16 protein-coding genes are annotated in these 17,560 nt (G+C 59.5%); 14 read left to right on the top strand and 2 right to left on the bottom strand.

What is annotated here, in order from left to right; genetic code table 11:
* The first annotated feature begins 22 nt into the window (after positions 1-22).
* From G8E03_RS02745 to G8E03_RS02680, 14 genes are all read left to right on the top strand, one after another.
* On the top strand, positions 23-1,237 hold the full coding sequence (locus G8E03_RS02745; RefSeq protein ID WP_166188423.1) for a CaiB/BaiF CoA transferase family protein: 1,215 nt from the start codon (positions 23-25) through the stop codon (positions 1,235-1,237).
* 8 nt (positions 1,238-1,245) lie between these two features.
* Positions 1,246-2,400, top strand: a complete 1,155-nt coding sequence (locus tag G8E03_RS02740; protein ID WP_166188420.1) for an acyl-CoA dehydrogenase family protein — start codon at positions 1,246-1,248, stop codon at positions 2,398-2,400.
* 130 nt (positions 2,401-2,530) lie between these two features.
* Positions 2,531-3,385, top strand: a complete 855-nt coding sequence (locus tag G8E03_RS02735; RefSeq protein ID WP_166188418.1) for an SDR family oxidoreductase — start codon at positions 2,531-2,533, stop codon at positions 3,383-3,385.
* Between the two features lie 37 nt (positions 3,386-3,422).
* Positions 3,423-4,229, top strand: a complete 807-nt coding sequence (locus G8E03_RS02730) for an ABC transporter ATP-binding protein (RefSeq protein WP_166188416.1) — start codon at positions 3,423-3,425, stop codon at positions 4,227-4,229.
* 10 nt (positions 4,230-4,239) lie between these two features.
* Complete coding sequence (locus G8E03_RS02725; RefSeq protein WP_240910402.1) at positions 4,240-6,141, top strand: AMP-dependent synthetase/ligase; 1,902 nt, start codon at positions 4,240-4,242, stop codon at positions 6,139-6,141.
* Entirely contained in the window at positions 6,142-7,029 is an 888-nt protein-coding gene (locus G8E03_RS02720) for a branched-chain amino acid ABC transporter permease (RefSeq protein ID WP_166188412.1), read from the top strand.
* A 3-nt stretch (positions 7,030-7,032) separates the two neighbouring features.
* Positions 7,033-8,106: a branched-chain amino acid ABC transporter permease gene (locus G8E03_RS02715; RefSeq protein WP_166188410.1), complete on the top strand. Its 1,074-nt coding sequence runs from the start codon at positions 7,033-7,035 to the stop codon at positions 8,104-8,106.
* A gap of 12 nt (positions 8,107-8,118) precedes the next feature.
* On the top strand, positions 8,119-8,931 hold the full coding sequence (locus G8E03_RS02710) for an ABC transporter ATP-binding protein (RefSeq protein ID WP_166188407.1): 813 nt from the start codon (positions 8,119-8,121) through the stop codon (positions 8,929-8,931).
* Positions 8,932-9,200: 269 nt separating this feature from the next.
* The gene (locus tag G8E03_RS02705) at positions 9,201-10,451 is read left to right on the top strand and encodes an ABC transporter substrate-binding protein (RefSeq protein WP_166188405.1); all 1,251 of its coding nucleotides are present in this window, start codon (positions 9,201-9,203) and stop codon (positions 10,449-10,451) included.
* An 88-nt stretch (positions 10,452-10,539) separates the two neighbouring features.
* Entirely contained in the window at positions 10,540-11,316 is a 777-nt protein-coding gene (locus G8E03_RS02700) for an enoyl-CoA hydratase/isomerase family protein (RefSeq protein ID WP_166188402.1), read from the top strand.
* An 11-nt stretch (positions 11,317-11,327) separates the two neighbouring features.
* Positions 11,328-12,110, top strand: a complete 783-nt coding sequence (locus G8E03_RS02695) for an enoyl-CoA hydratase/isomerase family protein (RefSeq protein WP_166188400.1) — start codon at positions 11,328-11,330, stop codon at positions 12,108-12,110.
* 55 nt (positions 12,111-12,165) lie between these two features.
* Positions 12,166-12,924, top strand: a complete 759-nt coding sequence (locus G8E03_RS02690; protein ID WP_166188398.1) for an electron transfer flavoprotein subunit beta/FixA family protein — start codon at positions 12,166-12,168, stop codon at positions 12,922-12,924.
* Complete coding sequence (locus G8E03_RS02685; RefSeq protein ID WP_166188395.1) at positions 12,924-13,850, top strand: electron transfer flavoprotein subunit alpha/FixB family protein; 927 nt, start codon at positions 12,924-12,926, stop codon at positions 13,848-13,850. The genes G8E03_RS02690 and G8E03_RS02685 overlap by 1 nt, the downstream gene beginning before the upstream one ends.
* 186 nt (positions 13,851-14,036) lie before the next feature.
* Positions 14,037-15,194 carry an acyl-CoA dehydrogenase family protein gene (locus G8E03_RS02680; protein ID WP_166188393.1) on the top strand — a complete coding sequence of 386 codons (1,158 nt, stop codon included), beginning with the start codon at positions 14,037-14,039 and terminating at the stop codon, positions 15,192-15,194.
* Between the two features lie 24 nt (positions 15,195-15,218).
* Here G8E03_RS02680 and G8E03_RS02675 read toward each other — a convergent pair whose 3' ends face one another.
* Together G8E03_RS02675 and G8E03_RS02670 are read right to left on the bottom strand one after the other, a co-directional pair.
* A complete protein-coding gene (locus G8E03_RS02675) occupies positions 15,219-16,385 on the bottom strand; it encodes a CaiB/BaiF CoA transferase family protein (RefSeq protein WP_166188391.1) in 1,167 nt (388 codons plus the stop codon).
* A complete protein-coding gene (locus G8E03_RS02670) occupies positions 16,386-17,549 on the bottom strand; it encodes a CaiB/BaiF CoA transferase family protein (RefSeq protein ID WP_166188389.1) in 1,164 nt (387 codons plus the stop codon).
* Between the last annotated feature and the right edge of the window lie 11 nt (positions 17,550-17,560).

The raw sequence follows: 17,560 nt of genomic DNA, 5'->3' as shown, positions 1-17,560 counted from the left end.
AGATTATTAGCGAAGTGCGCAGATGGCCGGACCCCTTGAACACCTGAAAATAATCGAACTCGGTCATGTGATTGCCGCACCGCTGTCGACGGCCTTGCTCTCCGACTTCGGTGCCGATGTCATCAAGATCGAGTCGCCCAACCGCACAGACATGATGCGCGAACTTGGACCCAAGGCGGAGGACGGCGTCGGCGTCTGGTGGAAGACGCTGGGCCGTAACAAGAAAATCCTGAGTCTGAACTGGAAGTCGGATGAGGGGCGGGCCGTCCTGCGCAGGTTGGTTGAAGAATCAGACGTGCTTGTCGAGAACTTCCGCCCGGGAGTTCTTGAGCGTGCAGGAATCGGACCGGACGTACTGCATGAGTGGAACCCGGATCTGATGATCCTGCGCGTATCCGGCTACGGACAGGACGGTCCGATGCGCGACGTACCGGCATTCGGACGCGCGGCAGAGGCGATGAGCGGTCTGGCACATCTGACTGGTTTCACCGACGGGCCGCCGATGCATCCCGGATTTCCCGCAGCTGACAGCACGACAGGGCTTATGGGCGCGCTGGGCATCATGATCGCGCTTTTTGCCAAGGAGAAGGGGATTGCGCGCGGTCAGGTCGTCGATCTGGCTGTGTTCGAGGCGTTGTTGCGGTTGATGGATTATCCCGTTCCCGCGCTGACGGGGGCAAAGCATTCACCCCGGCGGAACGGGCTGCGTCAGCCGATGGACTTCGCGCCCGGGGGCATGTTCCGTACCTCCGACGGGGTGTGGCTGACCGTTTCCGCAGGCAGCGCGGAAACAGCCCAACGTCTGCTGCGGGCGGTTGGCGGGGATGACCTGGCCAATGATCCGCGTTTCGCGACCCTGGCGGAGATGTCGCAGCATATGACGGTCGTCTTCGATGCCATCAACGATTTCGTGACGCAGCACACCCTGGCCGAAGTGAAAGCCGAATTCGCCAAGCATGACGCTGTCGCCTCACAGGTGCTGAGCGTTGAGGAGATTACGACCAACGAGCAAATACGCCATCGCGGTGATATCGTGGCGGTCCCGGGCGAGCAGACGCAGGTGATCGGGCCGATTCCGCATTTGAGCGCCACCCCCGGTGAGCTTCGTTGGCTGGGACGCGAACCGGGCGCGGACAGCCGCAGCATTCTGCGTGATCTTGGTTTTGACGACGCCCACATAACCGCTCTGCATGAGGCGGGGCTGGTGGGCCTTAACGTGAAGGATGACATGCCGTGACGTTTCGAATGACAGATGAGCAAAAGGAAATTCGCGAACAGATCCTGCGGATTTGTGCGCAATTCGACGATGATTACTGGCTGGAAAAGGACCGCAACGGCGGTTTCCCCCATGATCTGCACAAGGCCATGGCCGACGGCGGGTGGCTGGGGATTGCTATGCCCGAAGCGGTGGGCGGTGCCGGTCTGGGCATTACCGAAGCGACCATCATGATGCAGGCGATCGCGGAGTCCGGGGGCGGCGCGAGCGGGGCTTCGGCCATTCACATGAATATATTCGGCCTCAACCCGGTGGTGAAATTCGGAACCGATGAGCAGCGCGCGCGCATGTTGAGCCCCCTGATCGCCGGTGATGAAAAGGCGTGCTTCGCCGTGACAGAGCCGACGACGGGCCTGGATACGACAAAGCTGAAAACCCTGGCGGTTCGACAGGGGGACAAATATGTCGTGCACGGTCAGAAGGTCTGGATCTCGACCGCGCAGGTGGCGCACAAGATGTTGCTTCTGGCGCGAACGACCCGGATCGAGGACGTGACCAACCCGACCGAAGGGTTGAGCCTGTTCTATACGGATCTGGATCGGACGTATGTGGATGTGCGCGAGATCGAGAAAATGGGCCGCAAGGCAGTCGATTCCAATGAAATGTTCATCGACGGTCTGCCGATCCCGGCCAGTGATCTGATTGGCGAAGAGGGCCAGGGCTTTCGGCAAATTCTGCACGGCCTGAACCCGGAACGTATCCTCGTGGCAGGGGAATGTATCGGCATCGCACGCAACGCTTTGACCCGCGCGTCGCAGTATGCGAAAGAGCGCGTGGTTTTCAACCGCCCGATCGGTCAGAACCAGGGCGTTCAGCATCCGCTGGCGCAGGCCTGGGCGCGGGTGGAGGCGGCCAATTTGATGGTGATGCACGCCGCCGCCCTCTACGATGCGGGTGAGGCGTGCGGTGTGGAGGCGAACGCGGCCAAACTTCTGGCAGCCGATGCCGCGGTGGAGGCGACGGAAGCTGCGCAGATCGCGTTTGGGGGATTCGGTTACGCAAAGGAGTACCACGTAGAGCGTTTGGTCAGAGAGGCACTGCTGTTTCGAATTGTACCGGTGACGCCGCAAATGCTCTTGTCATTCATAGCTGAGAAAGCTCTTGGACTTCCAAAGTCTTACTAGGTTTCGGCGCGGATATGACGCAACGAAAATTCTGGTGTTGATTATTTTTCTAACGCGCGTTAGATTATCGAAAAATAACCTCCGAATGGGGGAAAATTACCCCGAATGGGGGGGATAGGGAGGAAGCGTCATGACTGAGACGCAGTTTGGGTCTTCGCGAGAGGACCTGGCAGCGCGATCTACCGTTTATGCCAGCGACTTGTTCGCAGGCAAAACCGTTGTTGTAACCGGCGCAGGTGGTGGATTGGGTTTGGCGATTGCGGCCCTGTTTGCCCGGCTGGGTGCAAATCTTGCAATAAATGGACGGAACGAGGAAAAGCTCGCTTCCGCCAAGGAATTTCTCGAAAGTCTGGGCGCCAAGGTCTTTACCCGCGCCATGACAATTCGTGATCCCGAACAGGTCGAGGACTTCGTTCGCGGCGTAAATCAGGAATTCGGTGCGATTGACGTATTGGTCAACAATGCAGGCGGGCAATTTCCGCAGGCCGCACTGGATTTTTCACCGAAGGGCTGGAACGCCGTCATCGACACCAACCTCAACGGCACATGGTGGATGATGCAGGCCACCGCGCGCCATTGGGTGGAAAGCAAGCAGCCGGGTTCAATCGTGAACATCGTGGCCGACGTGTGGCGCGGGATGCCCGGTATTGCCCATACATGCGCGGCGCGGGCGGGTGTCATATACCTGTCCAAATCGGTCGCGGTGGAATGGGCGCCGCATGATATCCGCGTGAACTGCGTGGCGCCGGGCTGCTGTGAGAGTAACGGCTTCGGGAACTATCCCGAGGAAGGCTCGGCAACCTTTCAGGACTCAAACCCGATGCGCCACGCTGGCGATGAATGGGATGTCGCCGAGGGTGTCGTATATATGGCGGCCAGTTCGGGTAAATTCGTAACAGGTGAAGTTCTGAACATCGACGGCGGGCAACAGATGTGGGGTGATCCCTGGCCGACAGGCCGGCCGGATTACTTCCGGATCGCCTGACGCAAGCTATGAACCCAGTGAGGGCAACAGGATTCAGATGACGGATAAAAGAGAAACAAAAAGCCACGCCGACGATGGGGCGATCTTGGCATGTAGTGGAATCGAACGGCGGTTTGGCGGTATCGTCGCCGTCACAGGCGTGGATTTCGTCATTCACCCGAAGGAAATCTTCGGCCTCGTGGGGCCGAACGGCAGCGGGAAGACGACGCTTACCAACGCGATCACCGGCTTTTACCCACCAAATGTCGGCACTGTCCGGCTGGCCGGTAACGACATCACGGGCACCGCACCGCACAAGGTTGCAAAGCTGGGCGTCGCGCGAACGTTCCAAAACCTGGCGCTGTTCAACGGGATGAGCGTTCTGGATAACATCCTGCTCGGCCGGCACATCCACATGAACCCGGGCGTTCTGCGCACGGCGCTTTACTGGTGGGCCGCGCAGCGCGAGGAAATCGAAAACCGCAAGGTCGTCGAGGAAGTCATCGAGTTCCTGCAGCTTGAAAGCATCCGCCACGAGATGGTCGACGGGCTTCCCATCGGCTTGAAAAAGCGGGTCGAGCTGGCCCGCGCGCTGGTGGCCGAGCCGCAAATGTTGATTCTGGATGAGCCGATGGCCGGCATGAACCAGGAAGAAAAGGGATACATGTCCCGCTTCATTCTGGATGCACGGGCCGAGCGGGGCGTCAGTGTCCTGCTGATCGAGCACCATATGGATGTGATCATCGGCATCTGCGATCGCATGCTGGCGCTGAACTACGGCGAGATGATCGCCAGCGGCATTCCGAGAGAAGTTGTAAAGGACCCCAGGGTCATCGAGGCATATGTTGGAGGGGCGCATGACTGAGGGGTCGATGATGCAAAATACCGCCAGCGACACGATCGGCGCATTGCTGGCGCGCAACGCGTCCAGCCACGGGTCGAGTATCGCGGTTCGCGAAAAAGAGCGCGGAATCTGGAAAGAAAGCACCTGGTCCGAATACGTCGAGGAGGTCCTGGCCTGTGCGGCCGGGCTCGAGAAAATTGGCGTGACGCGGGGCAAGGCCGTGCTCATTCTGGGCGACAACCGGGCGCGGCTCTATGGCGGGATGCTGTCCATCGCGCTGCTGGGTGCTTACGCAATGCCGGCCTATCCAGGCGCAACGCTTGAAGAGCTTCAGCATTTTCTTGGTGAGGTCGAAATCGTTGCGGCCATCGCCGAAGATCAGGAGCAGGTCGACAAGATCCTTGAGATACGCGGCGCGGGTGCCAGCGGCATCCAGCACATCATATATGATGAAACGCGCGGGCTCGAATCCTATGAAGACGATGGTCTCATGTCATGGGATCACCTGGTCGAGATCGGCAAGCACGATCTCAACGAAAACCCCAACCGTCGTGAGGAGCTTCTGAAAAGAACTCAACCCGACGACCCGGCTATTTTCCTGCATTCGTCGGGAACGACGGGCAAGCCGAAGGGTATCGTGCTGAGCCAGAAGAACGTTCTCGCGGCTGCGAGGAATGGCCATGATGCCGGTGCATATGGTGAGGGTGAGGAGATCCTCGCCTATCTGCCGATGGCCTGGGTCGGGGACTATGCGATTACGGTCGCGGCGGCGCTGTTGTACCGGTTTACCGTGAACGTGCCGGAGCGGCAGGAAACCGTCGTTCGGGATATGCGCGAAATCGCACCGACATTCTATCTGGCGGCTCCCAGAAGCTGGGATCAGATGCTAACGACGATTCAGGTCGGAATGGAGGATTCAACACGGTTGAAAAAGTGGCTGTACCACTTCTTCATGGACCGTGCGGTCGCCGCCGAAACAGACAAGCTGAACGGCAAGAGCAGCGGTTTGTTTGAGCCATTGGGCCGGATGTTGGGCGAAGCGCTCGTTTTCGGACCGATCAAGGATCAGTTCGGCATGAGCCGTCTGAAGAATGCCTTCACCGGTGGTGAGGCGATCGGTGAGGACACTTTCGTCTTCTATCGCGCTCTGGGCATCAAGCTGCGTCAGTTCTACGGACAGACGGAAATCAGTGCGATCAGCGCGATGCAGGCCCCGAATGAGGTGCGTCTGCATACCGTTGGCACGCCAGCACCCGGGGTCGAGGTCAAGATCGACGATACCGGTGAGATTCTTCTGCGTTCCGACAGCGTGTTCGCCGGCTATTACAACAAGCCGGAAGCAAGCGCCGAAGCCCTCGAAGACGGTTGGCTGCGGACCGGCGATGCCGGCTATCTGGAGGATAACGGTCAACTCGTGGTTCTGGGCCGTGTCTCGGAGGTTATGTATACGGGCGGCGGTGAACGTTACGTTCCGAACTATATCGAGAACCGGTTGAAGTTCAGCCCGTATATCAAGGACGCAGCCGTCCTCGGCGCGGGTCTGGATGAGCTGACGGCAATGGTCTGCGTCGATTTCGAAGCGGTAGGCCATTGGGCGGAGGTGAACGGGGTGCCCTACGTGTCCTATTCCGATCTGTCGCAGCGCGATGAGGTCGCGACGCTTCTGCACGAAGCGTTCCAGCGCGTGAACAAGGCTGTGACGGAGCCGTTGCGCCTGCAACGCTTTGTCAGTCTGCCGAAAGAATTCGACCCGGACGATGGTGAAATCACGCGGACCCGGAAATTGCGCCGCAAGGTTGTCGAAGAGCGCTACGCCGATGTTATCGCGGCGCTCTATGACGGTTCAAAAGAGGTCCATGTAAGCGCTCAGGTGACTTACGAGACCGGGGAAGTAGGGAAGGTCGAAAGAAGCCTTCCCATCAGGGAGGTATGAATGGACTGGATCTTTTTGTCTGAACTAGCGATTAACGGTGCCCTGACGGGACTGCTATATTCGCTCTTCGCTATCGGCCTCGTGCTGATTTACAAGGCCTCCTCAGTGCCCAATCTGGCACAGGCCGGGCTGACGATGGTCGGTGCCTATGTGGTCCTGGCGCTGGCACGCGATCTGGGTCTGCCGCTCTGGCTGGCCATTCCGATCGGCGCGGTCATCATGTTCGGTCTGGGATTTGGTATTGAGCGTGTTGCTCTGCGCCGTCTCGCCGGTCGTCCGGTTGTCATGATCCTGATGATGACACTGGGATTGGACATCTTCCTGCGCGGCACAACGCTGGCCATCTGGGGTGGAACGTCGCGGTCGATGGAACTTGGGGTTAGCTACGACCCGCTGTTCCTGGGCGATATCTTCATCAGCCGCATCCATGTTGTCGGTGCTGCGGTGGCGATTGGCCTCTTTGTCGCCTTCATGCTGTTTTTCCGCACACGGACAGGCATCAAGTTGCGCGCGATCGCGGATGACTACATGGCCTCATGGTCTGTCGGTATTTCGGTCGAACGCGGCGTCGGGTTGTCCTGGGCGCTGGCGTCGGTCGTTGCCATGGCGGCAGGGGTTATCTGGGGTGAAATCCAGGGTGTCGATCAGGCACTGTCACTGTTGCTTCTCAAAGGTCTGACGGTTGCTGTTCTGGGTGGTCTCGACAGTATTCTGGGCGCAGTGGTCGCCGGAATTCTTCTCGGCATCATCGAGAACGTGGGTGCTGACTTCCTCGATCCGCTTGTCGGAGGCGGAAGCCGGGAGCTTATCGTCGCGGCCGTACTCATTCTTACGGTCATGATCCGTCCGCACGGCCTGTTTGGTCGTCACGACATCGAAAGGGTATAAGGGATGTTCTACCGACTTTCCGGTGTCCACCACGCGAACTATGTCTCCGACAGCCGTATCTTCAAGGTACCTGCTGACCGGAATCTGGCTGTGTTCGTCCTGCTGTTCGGTCTTGCGGCACCATTCATTGTTCCGTCGCTCTACCTCAACAGCTACATGCTGCCATGGCTGATCTGGACGGCTGCCGCGCTGGGTCTGAACCTGGTGACGGGTTGGGCTGGTCAGCTTCACCTGGGCTACGCAGCTGTCATGGCTGTGGGTGCGTATGCTTCGATCCACGCGGCGCGGTTTGGAATTCCCTGGGAATTCGCCCTCATCATCGGGGGTCTGGCATCCTCGGTGATCGGCAGCCTGTTCGCGTTTGCCGCATTGCGGGTGAAGGGGCTCTATCTCGCGCTCACGACCCTCGCCATGCAGTTCGTGATGGATTGGGTGCTGACCCACTCGCCAGCGATCACGGGCGGCTCGCATGCGTCGCTTCAATCCCCGACCCTGGCCCTGCTGGGACAGGATATCACCTCTGACACCGGCTATTACTATGTCGCGTTCGGTTGGTGTGTGTTGGTGACGATCTTCATGCTGAATCTCAAACGTACCGGTTTGGGACGTGCGCTGGTTGCGGTGCGGGAAAAGGATTTCGCCGCGGCAATTCTGGGCGTCAACAGTTTCTACTACAAGATTCTGGCCTTCGCGACGTCGTCCTTCATCGCGGGTGTAAGTGGTGCACTGCTGGTTGCGACGTTTTTCTTCTTGGCCGCACCGGAGCAATTCTCGGTGGCCGTGTCGATCCAGGTGCTGGCGATGGTGATCGTTGGCGGACTTGGCAGCATTATCGGGTCGTATCTGGGTGTTGCCTTGATCCTGCTCGTACCGGGCATAGTCAACGGGATCGTCTCCGGTGGAAGCCAGTCGTTGGGAATGCAGATCAACGTTGAAACGCTCGCCCATATCCCGAACGCGGTCTATGGAGCGCTGATCGTCATAATCCTTCTGATTGAACCGCTGGGGCTGGGTAAGCTCTACGGTAATATCAGGGATTACCTGATGGTCTGGCCCTTCGATCAGCTCAGAAAGTAAAGGGGAATGCCGATGCAAGACAAGGTCGAAGCCCAGCCCATCCTGTCGATGAACAGCGTCGAGGTGCTGTACGACAACGTGATGCTGGCGATCAAAGGTGTTTCTGTGCAGGTTCCAAAGGGCGAGATGATCGCGCTTCTGGGATCGAACGGAGCGGGAAAAAGCACGACGCTCAAGGCGATCAGCGGTTTGCTGAAAGCTGAGCGTGGACGTGTCAGCCGCGGTGAGATCAAGTTCGAAGGAACTGATATTACCGATATGCTCGCTCAAAATCGCGTCGCTCAGGGCATCTGTCACGTCATCGAAGGACGACGTGTGTTTGAACATCTGACACCCGAGGAAAACCTGACTGCAGCAGCGCCGAGCGGGATGTCCCGCTCTGCACTGAATGTGGAAAAGGAGAAGATCTACAACTATTTCCCGCGGCTGGCCGAGCGACGCAATTCGCTGTCGGGTTACCTTTCGGGCGGTGAGCAGCAAATGTTGGCCATCGGTCGCGCATTGGTGACCCAGCCGAAGCTGCTTATGCTGGATGAACCGAGCCTCGGGCTTGCACCGTTCCTGGTGGCCGAGATCTTCGGCATCCTGCAAAAGATCAACAAGGAGGACGGCATGTCCGTTCTTCTGGTCGAGCAGAACGCGCTGGCCGCACTGGAAATCGTTTCCGAGGGATATCTGATCGAAAACGGTCGCGTCGTGATGAACGGCACGGCCGAGGCTCTCAAGGCGAACTCCGACATCCAGGAATTCTATCTTGGCGCTGGTGAGGGCACGGATTTCCACAACGTCAAGCATTACAGCCGGCGCAAGCGTTGGCTGAGCTGAGGTTCCAGTCAGATATCGTTCAGTGACGAAAGGAAGAAGTCATTGCCGTGGCGCTGGTCAGAACCTGAAGGGATGCCGATTGTTCTGACGGCGCAAAATCACGGTGGCGCAGGCGAGACGTGCATCGCACTGTGGAACGCGGACAGACTCGGCTCCAGCGAATATGTGCCATGACAGTCCGTTAACCAATGGGTCAGCGTCACCGGGGGTGGCGGCGCGCCCGCAAATCAAAAAGCTACCCTGAACTTAACCAACGGGAGAAAGACCAGATGACACTCAAAAAACATATTACGGCGGTGGCCCTGACCACCGCAATGGCGGCAACCGCCACGGTGGCCTCCGCACAGTCCGAGGAGACGATCAAGTTCGGCCTCTGCTTCGACCTCAGCAAGTCGTACACGTTCGTCACACCCCAGGTGGCCCAGGCTGCCCAGGATCTGGCGATGTACACCAACGATAATGGTGGCATCGAGGGACACCCGATTGAAATCATCGTGCGCGACCACGGCAATGAGCCGCAGCGCGGCGTGGAGTGCTATGAGCAGCTCAAGCGCGACGGTGTTTTCATCTTCAACTTCATGTCCACGCCGGTCACGAATGCGGTCCTGCCCCGGGCGATGAACGACGAAAACATCCTGATGCAGTCCTTCGTGGGCCGTGGTGACGCTGTCGACGGTGAAGTGTTCGAGTGGGTTTTCCCCGTCGGCCCGACCTACTGGCAGCAGGCGGCGAACGACGTTGCCTTCATCAAGGATCAGCTGGACGGCGATCTGAGCGACGCGAAGATCGGGTTCATCTATCTGGATTATCCGTTCGGTCAGGAGCCGATCGAGATTCTCAGAACTCTCTCCGAGCGTGAAGGGTTTGAGCTGGAGCTCTATCCCGTACCGCTGCCGGGTTCGGACCAGTCCAGCGCATGGAGCAGCATCCGCCGCGACCAGCCCGACTACGTGATCAGCTGGCTTCTGGCCGGTGGCCACGTGGTTGCTTCCAAGGAAATGCGCCGGAACCGGTTCCCGATCGACCGCTATATCGCGGTTAACTGGTTCAACGAAGTTGATATCTCGAATATCGGTGCCGAAGAGGCAACGGGCATTCTGCGCGGGACCAACGTGGCCGGTGGCCAGGAAGTGCCAATCGTGCGACTGATGCTGGATACCTACTATGCCGACGGCAATGGCAGCGGTCCTGAAAGCCTGGTTCGCGACGTGTACTACAACACCGGTATGGCGATGTTTTCGACTGCTTTCGAAGCTGCACGTATTGCGGTTGCCGAAGATGGCTGGCCGCTGACGCCCGAGAGCATGAAGACTGCCTATGAATCGCTTTCCGGCTTCGATGGCGATGGGGTGATGGCCCCGGTCACTGTGACCCCCGAGGATCACGGTGGCGGAGGCAAGACCCGCATCGAGCAGTGGGATGGTGAGAACTGGGTCCCGCTGACTGACTGGAGCGCGGACTACCTCGACATCGTTTGGGAAGTCATCAAGGAAAGCTCCGAATCGTTCAGCGTCGAATAAGCATGAACTTCCCCGCGGCGCTCATGTCGCGGGGAAACCCCATACGAGAATTACACCTAGTATATTCCAAAGAAACGAAGCAGATATCATGAGCCCTATCGAAGTGACAGTTGAAGACGGCATCGCGACCGTCTGTATCAATCGGCCCGAGCGCAAGAATGCTCTGTCCGTGGCCGCGACGAACGGGCTGACCGATGCCTGGGAGAGGATCGAGGCGGACGATAGTATCCGCGTCGCGATTCTGACCTCATCCGATTGCGGTGTCTTTTCAGCCGGAATGGATTTGAAGGAAGCTACACAAATCGCGCGGGATGAGGGGGTTGATATCCTGACCAAGATGCGCGACCCGTTCCATGAGACGATGCGCGCCTGCAAAAAGCCCATCATTGCCGCGATGACCGGATCGCTGATGGCCGGTGGCATGATGCTGACGCTGAACTGCGATCTGCGCGTCGGGCTGAAGGGTACGAAGGTCGGCATTACCGAAGTCAAGATCGGTCGTGGGTCGCCTTGGGCATCCCCGGCGCTGTCGATGCTGCCGCAGCCCATCCTTATGGAAATCGTTCTGACCGGCGACCTGATGCCGATCGAACGTCTGCACAATTACGGATTCACGAACTACCTCGAAGACACGCCTGCGGCCGTTCGCGCCCGCGCGATGGAGATCGCCAAGCGGATCGCCAGCGCGGCCCCGCTCTCGGTGATCGCGGCAAAAGGCGGCGTGCGCGCAACCATGGATCTGGGCTGCGCCGCTGGCCTCGAAGAAGGCAAGCGCCTGCACGAGGTTGTGTATGCCAGCAATGACGCGATCGAAGGTCCGAAGGCTTTTGCCGAGAAGCGAGCGCCCGTCTGGACCGGAACCTGAGGGAACCTGCAATGACCGAACACATTCGCCTGGAACGGAACGGCCCGATCGGCGTCCTGCGGTTTGTACAGCCGGGGAAACGCAATCCTTACAGTGTCGAGTTCGTCGATGACTTGGTGGCGCTTCTGAAGGAAGCTGACCGCGACGATGCGATCCGTGTCGTGGTCATGACCGGCGGTGACCATTTCAGCAGCGGCGGCGATCTGGTCGGGTTCCAGGATGAAATCGCCAAGGGTGCCAGAGCGACCTCCGAGATGGTCGATAGGGTTCACGACGGCGGGCGGGCGGCGTATTTCTTTCGCAAGCCACTGATTTCCGCCGTCTGCGGCGTCGCCTTTGGTGCCGGTCTGAGCCTTGCCCTGTCGGCGGATATTGTCGTCGCCGCCGAGGATGCGCGACTGTGTGAAGTCTTTGCCCGCGTCGGCGGATGCCCCGATACCGGTTCGAGCTGGCTGCTTCAGCAACGTGCCGGAGCCGGGGTGGCCCGGATGCTGGTCCTTACAGGGCGTGAGATCGACGGGCGCACCGCCAAGGATCTGCGCGTCGTGGAAGAATGCGTTCCGGCCGACCGGGTCGAGGAGCGCGCGCTTGAGATCGCAAACGAGATCGCCCAGCATCCGATGTTCGGCGTACAGACCGCAAAGCGGGTGATGCGCAGCACCGCCGAGAGCAGCTATCTGGAGGCACTGGACATCGAGCGCGATGCGCAAAGCGTCCTGTTGTGCGCCCATGATTTCCCCGAAGCGATGAAGGCGTTTTCAGGCAAGAGAAAGCCCGAGTTCAAAGATCGCTAAGCAATGACCGCCACTATGGTCGAAAAACATCAATAACTTAAGGAGAGTAACGCCCATGAAGGTGCTTGTACCTGTCAAACGCGTTATCGATTACAACGTGAAAGTTCGCGTCAAAGCGGACGGCACGGGTGTTGATCTTGCGAACGTAAAGATGTCGATGAACCCGTTCGACGAAATATCGGTCGAGCAGGCGATCCGCTTGAAGGAAGCCGGTCAGGCCGATGAGGTCGTCGTCGTGTCCATCGGTGTCAAGCAGTCGCAGGAAACCCTGCGCACGGCCCTGGCCATGGGGGCGGATCGCGCCATTCTGGTTGTGGCCTCCGACGACGTACACAACGATATCGAGCCGCTGGCCGTTGCCAAGATCCTCAAGGCGATTGTGGATGAGGAACAGCCCGGGCTCGTGCTCTGCGGCAAGCAGGCCATCGACAACGACATGAATGCGACGGGCCAGATGCTGGCCGCGCTGATGGGGTGGTCGCAGGCGACATTCGCATCGGAGGTTGAGATCGCGGGCGACAAGGCGAAGGTCACGCGCGAAGTGGACGGCGGATTGCAGACCATCGAGGTTTCCATGCCCACCGTCATCACGGTCGATTTGCGCCTGAACGAGCCGCGCTATGCGTCCCTGCCCAACATAATGAAGGCGAAGAAGAAGCCGTTGGAAGAAAAGTCAGCTTCCGATTACGGCGTCGATGTCGCCAACCGGCTGGAAATCGTGAAGACGGCGGAGCCGGCGGAGCGTGTGGCTGGCATTACTGTCGGTTCCGTTGATGAGCTGATCGCGAAACTCAAAGAAGCGGGGGCTGTGTAATGGCTGTTCTACTCCTTGCGGAAGTAACTGACGGCAATCTGGCGATGGATGCCACGGCCAAGGCTGTAGCGGCGTGCGAGAAGCTGGGTGATGTGACGGTTCTGGTCGCCGGCGCATCTGCTGCTGCTGCGGGTGATGCCGCGGCGAAGATTGACGGTGTGGCCAAGGTTCTGGTGGCCGAAGATGCCTCTCTGGGCCACCGCCTGGCGGAAGCCACGGCAGCGCTGATCGTCAGCCTGGCGGATGATTACGAGCACATCGTTGCCCCCGCCACGACAGATGCGAAAAACGTCATGCCTCGTGTGGCGGCCCTGCTGGATGTGATGGTGATTTCCGACGCTTCGGGCGTGGTCGATGCCGATACGTTCGAGCGCCCGATCTATGCCGGTAACGCGGTTCAGACCGTGAAGTCCAAGGATGCCAAGAAGGTCATCACCTTCCGGACATCTACCTTCGATGCCGCAGGCGAAGGTGGGTCCGCCCCGGTTGAGACCGTTGGCGTCACCGCCGATCCGGGTCTGTCCTCCTGGGTGGAGGACAAGGTCGCCGAGAGTGATCGCCCTGATCTGACATCGGCTGGAATTGTCGTGTCCGGCGGTCGTGGTGTCGGCTCCGAAGAAGACTTCGCCCTGATCGAGAAGCTGGCCGACAAGCTGGGTGCCGCCGTTGGCGCATCGCGCGCGGCGGTTGACAGTGGCTATGCTCCGAATGACTGGCAGGTCGGACAGACCGGTAAGGTCGTCGCGCCGAACCTCTACATCGCGGCTGGTATCTCAGGCGCGATCCAGCATCTGGCGGGCATGAAGGATTCGAAGATCATCGTCGCGATCAACAAGGACGAAGAGGCCCCGATCTTCCAGGTCGCGGATTACGGTCTGGTCGCGGATCTGTTCCAGGCTCTGCCGGAGTTGACTGAGAAACTCTAGGATACGGGGGCCGAACAACCACCGAGCATCAGTTTAAAGGCCCGCCATATCGGCGGGCCTTTTGCGTTTGGGGCGCAGTCAGGGCAGAACATGACGCACCGTCACACGGGGTTGTGGGCCGTTGTCAGGAAACAGAACACTTGTTAGATTTCCTGAAATGCGTGCAACGCTCCGTAGGATGGCAACATGTCCCTGATCAAGAATTCCCCCGCCTGGGCCACCGATGAACACAAGATGTTTGCGGAAAGTACCCGTAAGCTCTTCGATGCCGAAATGGCACCGAATGTCGACAAATGGGCCGAGCAAGGCATCGTCGATCGCGAATTCTGGCGGACGGTCGGCAAACAAGGCGTCATGGGCGGTTCAATCGACGAGGCATATGGCGGGTTCGGCGGCGGCATCGGGTTCGATTCGATTACTGTTTACGAGCAGGGCCTTACGGGTGACACCGGATGGGGCTATGGAATCCAGACCATCGTCATCCACTACATCAATGCCTATGGCAGTGAAGAACAAAAGAAAAAGTGGTTGCCGCGTCTGATCAGCGGCGACAGCGTGGCGGCAATCGCCATGACCGAGCCGGGAACGGGTTCGGACCTTCAGAACGTCCAGACCCACGCGGAAAAGGACGGCAACCATTACAAGATCAACGGCTCGAAGATCTTCATCACCAACGGCCATACCGCCGATCTCATCGTTGTGGTGGCCAAGACCGATCGGAGCGCGGGTGCGAAGGGCGTTTCGCTCATCGTTCTGGAAACCGAGGATGCCGAGGGTTTCCGTCGCGGACGGAACCTGAAAAAGCTGGGCATGAAAGGTTCGGACACGGCCGAGTTGTTTTTCGAGGACGTGCGCGTCCCGACCGCGAACCTGCTTGGCCCGGAGGAAGGCCAGGGGTTCTATCAGCTGATGAAACAGTTGCCGTGGGAACGGCTGATGATCGGTATCACCGCGCTCGGCTTCATCGACTTCGCCATCAACGAGACGGTGAAATACGTCCAGGACCGCAAGGCCTTTGGCAACCGGATCATGGATTTCCAGAACACTCGCTTCAAGCTGGCGGAATGCAAGACCAAGGCCGAGTTGCTGCGCAGCTTCGTCAATGATGGCATCGCGCGGCTGGAGGTGGGTGAGCTGGATGCAGCCACGGCGTCGATGGCGAAATGGTGGGGCAGCCAGACCCAGAACGAGGTCATGCACGAGTGTCTGCAATTGCATGGCGGCTACGGCTTCATGATGGAATTCCCGATTGCCCGCTTGTACGCGGACAGCCGGGTCCAGATGATCTATGGCGGCACCAACGAAATCATGAAGGAACTTATCGCCCGTTCGATGGATGTCTGAGGGGAACGTCCCTAATCATCGACCCTAGTCATCGTCCTTGCCGAGGATTTCCTCGGTATGCTCCCCCAGGCGGGGGGCAGGGCGATGATCGTGGCGGGCCGGGGTCGCGGAAAATCGGACAGGCGGCCGGGTCGTCCAGATCGGCCCCTCGGAGGGATGTTCGATCCGCTGGAAAAAACCGGTCGCGGCCAGATGCGGGTCGCCGGGCAGATCCGCCAGATTGCGCACCGGCATGGCAGGAATGTCGGCTTCCTCCGTCAGGGTGAGCCATTCTTCGGTTGTTCGTGTCAGCGCCACCTGCGCGACCATATCGTAGACCGCCCCGATATTGCGGCTGCGCGCGGCCATGTCGGTGACCCATATGTGGTCAACCATGTCATCGCGCCCGACCGCCTTGAAGAAGCGGGCCCATTGCAGATTGGTGTAGGGCAAAATCGTGATATAGCCATCCGCGGTTCGAACCGGGCGCCGGTGTGGCACCAGCATGCGGTCATAGCCGAAATCCTGCGGGGTTTCTTCGAAGGTGGCGCCATCCAGATGTTCGGCCAGCAGAAACGATGTCAGCGTTTCAAACATCGGAACCTCGACATGCTGGGCCTCACCCGTACGTTCCCGATGAAACAGGGCCGCCATGACCGCATAGGCGGCGGTTACGCCACCGAGCTTGTCCGCGAGGATGGTCGGCGCATAGGCGGGTGCGTCGTTGGGATCGCGCAATGTCGCCAGACTGGCCAGGCCCGAAACTGACTGGACGATGTCGTCGAATGCGGGTTTGGCGGCATAGGGTCCGTCCTGGCCATAGCCGGTCGCGGCGACCGTAATCAGGCTTGGATTTTCCCGCCGCAAAGTTTCCGGATCGAGGGACAATCTGGCGAGCGCGGCGGGCCGGATGCTCGAAATCATCACATCCGCATCGGCCAGCAGCTTGCGCAACTGATCGCGACCGTCCTGCGACTTTAGGTCGATCACGACACTGCGCTTGTTACGGTTGCTGCCCAGGAAGGCCGCGCCCATCTGCTTGTTCTGCGATGGCTGGACGTTGCGCAGCAGATCGCCCTCGGGGCCTTCGACCTTGATCACATCGGCACCGAGATCGCCCAGCATCTGGGTGGCCAAGGGACCAAAAACCACCGAGGTCAGGTCAATGATCCTGACCCCATCAAGGATCGCGGGCTTTTTCTCGACAGTCATTTACGTACGTGGCCCTTCTTGTGTGCGCGGCGCGAACTCTGCGCGGATGGCTTCACCGTCGGCATCGAGTGCCGGGCAGGGCCCGAGTGAGGTTTCGACCCCGCTGCGCCGAATCGGGGGCGTGGGGACGTTGATCTCACCAGAAGGCGTGGCGACGCTGGATCGGTCAAGCTGCGGATGGCTGGACAGAGATGCGACATCGTTCACCGCCCCGAACGCAATGCCCGCAGCATCGAGCCGCTTCAGCATCTCGGCACGATCATGGGAGGAAAACACCGCGTTGATGAGGATTTCCAATTCCTGCTTGTGGTGCAGACGTGAGGTATTGTCGTGAAAGCGCGGATCCGTGGCCAGATTCGAGTCGCCCAGAATGAGTTCGCAGAACCTTACCCATTCCCCCGAATGTTGCACCGCGATGACGACAAGCTGCCCATCGCGGCATTTGTAGGCGCCATAAGGGCAGATGACCGTGTGGTTCAGCCCGACGCGCGGCGTCGGTTTTCCAAGGTAGTCGTGATACAGCAGCGGGACGGCCATCCAATCGGCCATCACGTCGAACATCGCCACCGAAACACCGCGTCCCTTGCCGGTTTGATCGCGCGCGATCAGGGCCTCGCAGATGCCGGCGTGGGCCGTCATGCCGGTGGCGATATCGCAGACTGAAACGCCAACCCGGCCCGGCCCGTCCGGCGTGCCGGTGACCGAGGCCAGCCCGCTCTCGCATTGCACCAACAGGTCATAGGCCTTGGCGTTTTGCATGGGGCCATCCTCACCGTAGCCGGTGATGTCGCAGGTCACGAGGCGGGGGAACTTCTGCCGCAGAGTGGCCGAATCGAGGCCCAGTTTCTTCAACGCACCGGGCAGCAGATTCTGGATAAACACATCGGCGGTTTCCAGCATTTCCAACAAAATCGCCTGGTCTTCCTCGGACTTGATATCCAGCGCGATGGATTCCTTGCCCCGGTTCAACCACGTGAAATAGGCACTTTCGCCATTGGCGGCAGAGTCGTAGGCGCGCGCAAAATCGCCTGCGCCCTTGCGTTCCACCTTGATCACCCGAGCCCCGGCATCGGCCAGCCGTGACGAGCAGAATGGGGCGGCCACCGCCTGTTCGAGCGCGATAACCAGTTTGCCGGAAAGAGGCGATGAATTTGTGTCTGACATGTGTTTCTCGC

This window comes from Pontivivens nitratireducens (assembly GCF_011290545.1).
GTDB classification, from domain to species: domain Bacteria; phylum Pseudomonadota; class Alphaproteobacteria; order Rhodobacterales; family Rhodobacteraceae; genus Pontivivens; species Pontivivens nitratireducens.
Note: the sequence above shows the minus strand (reverse complement) of the source record. Positions and strands in the feature narration are given on the sequence as shown.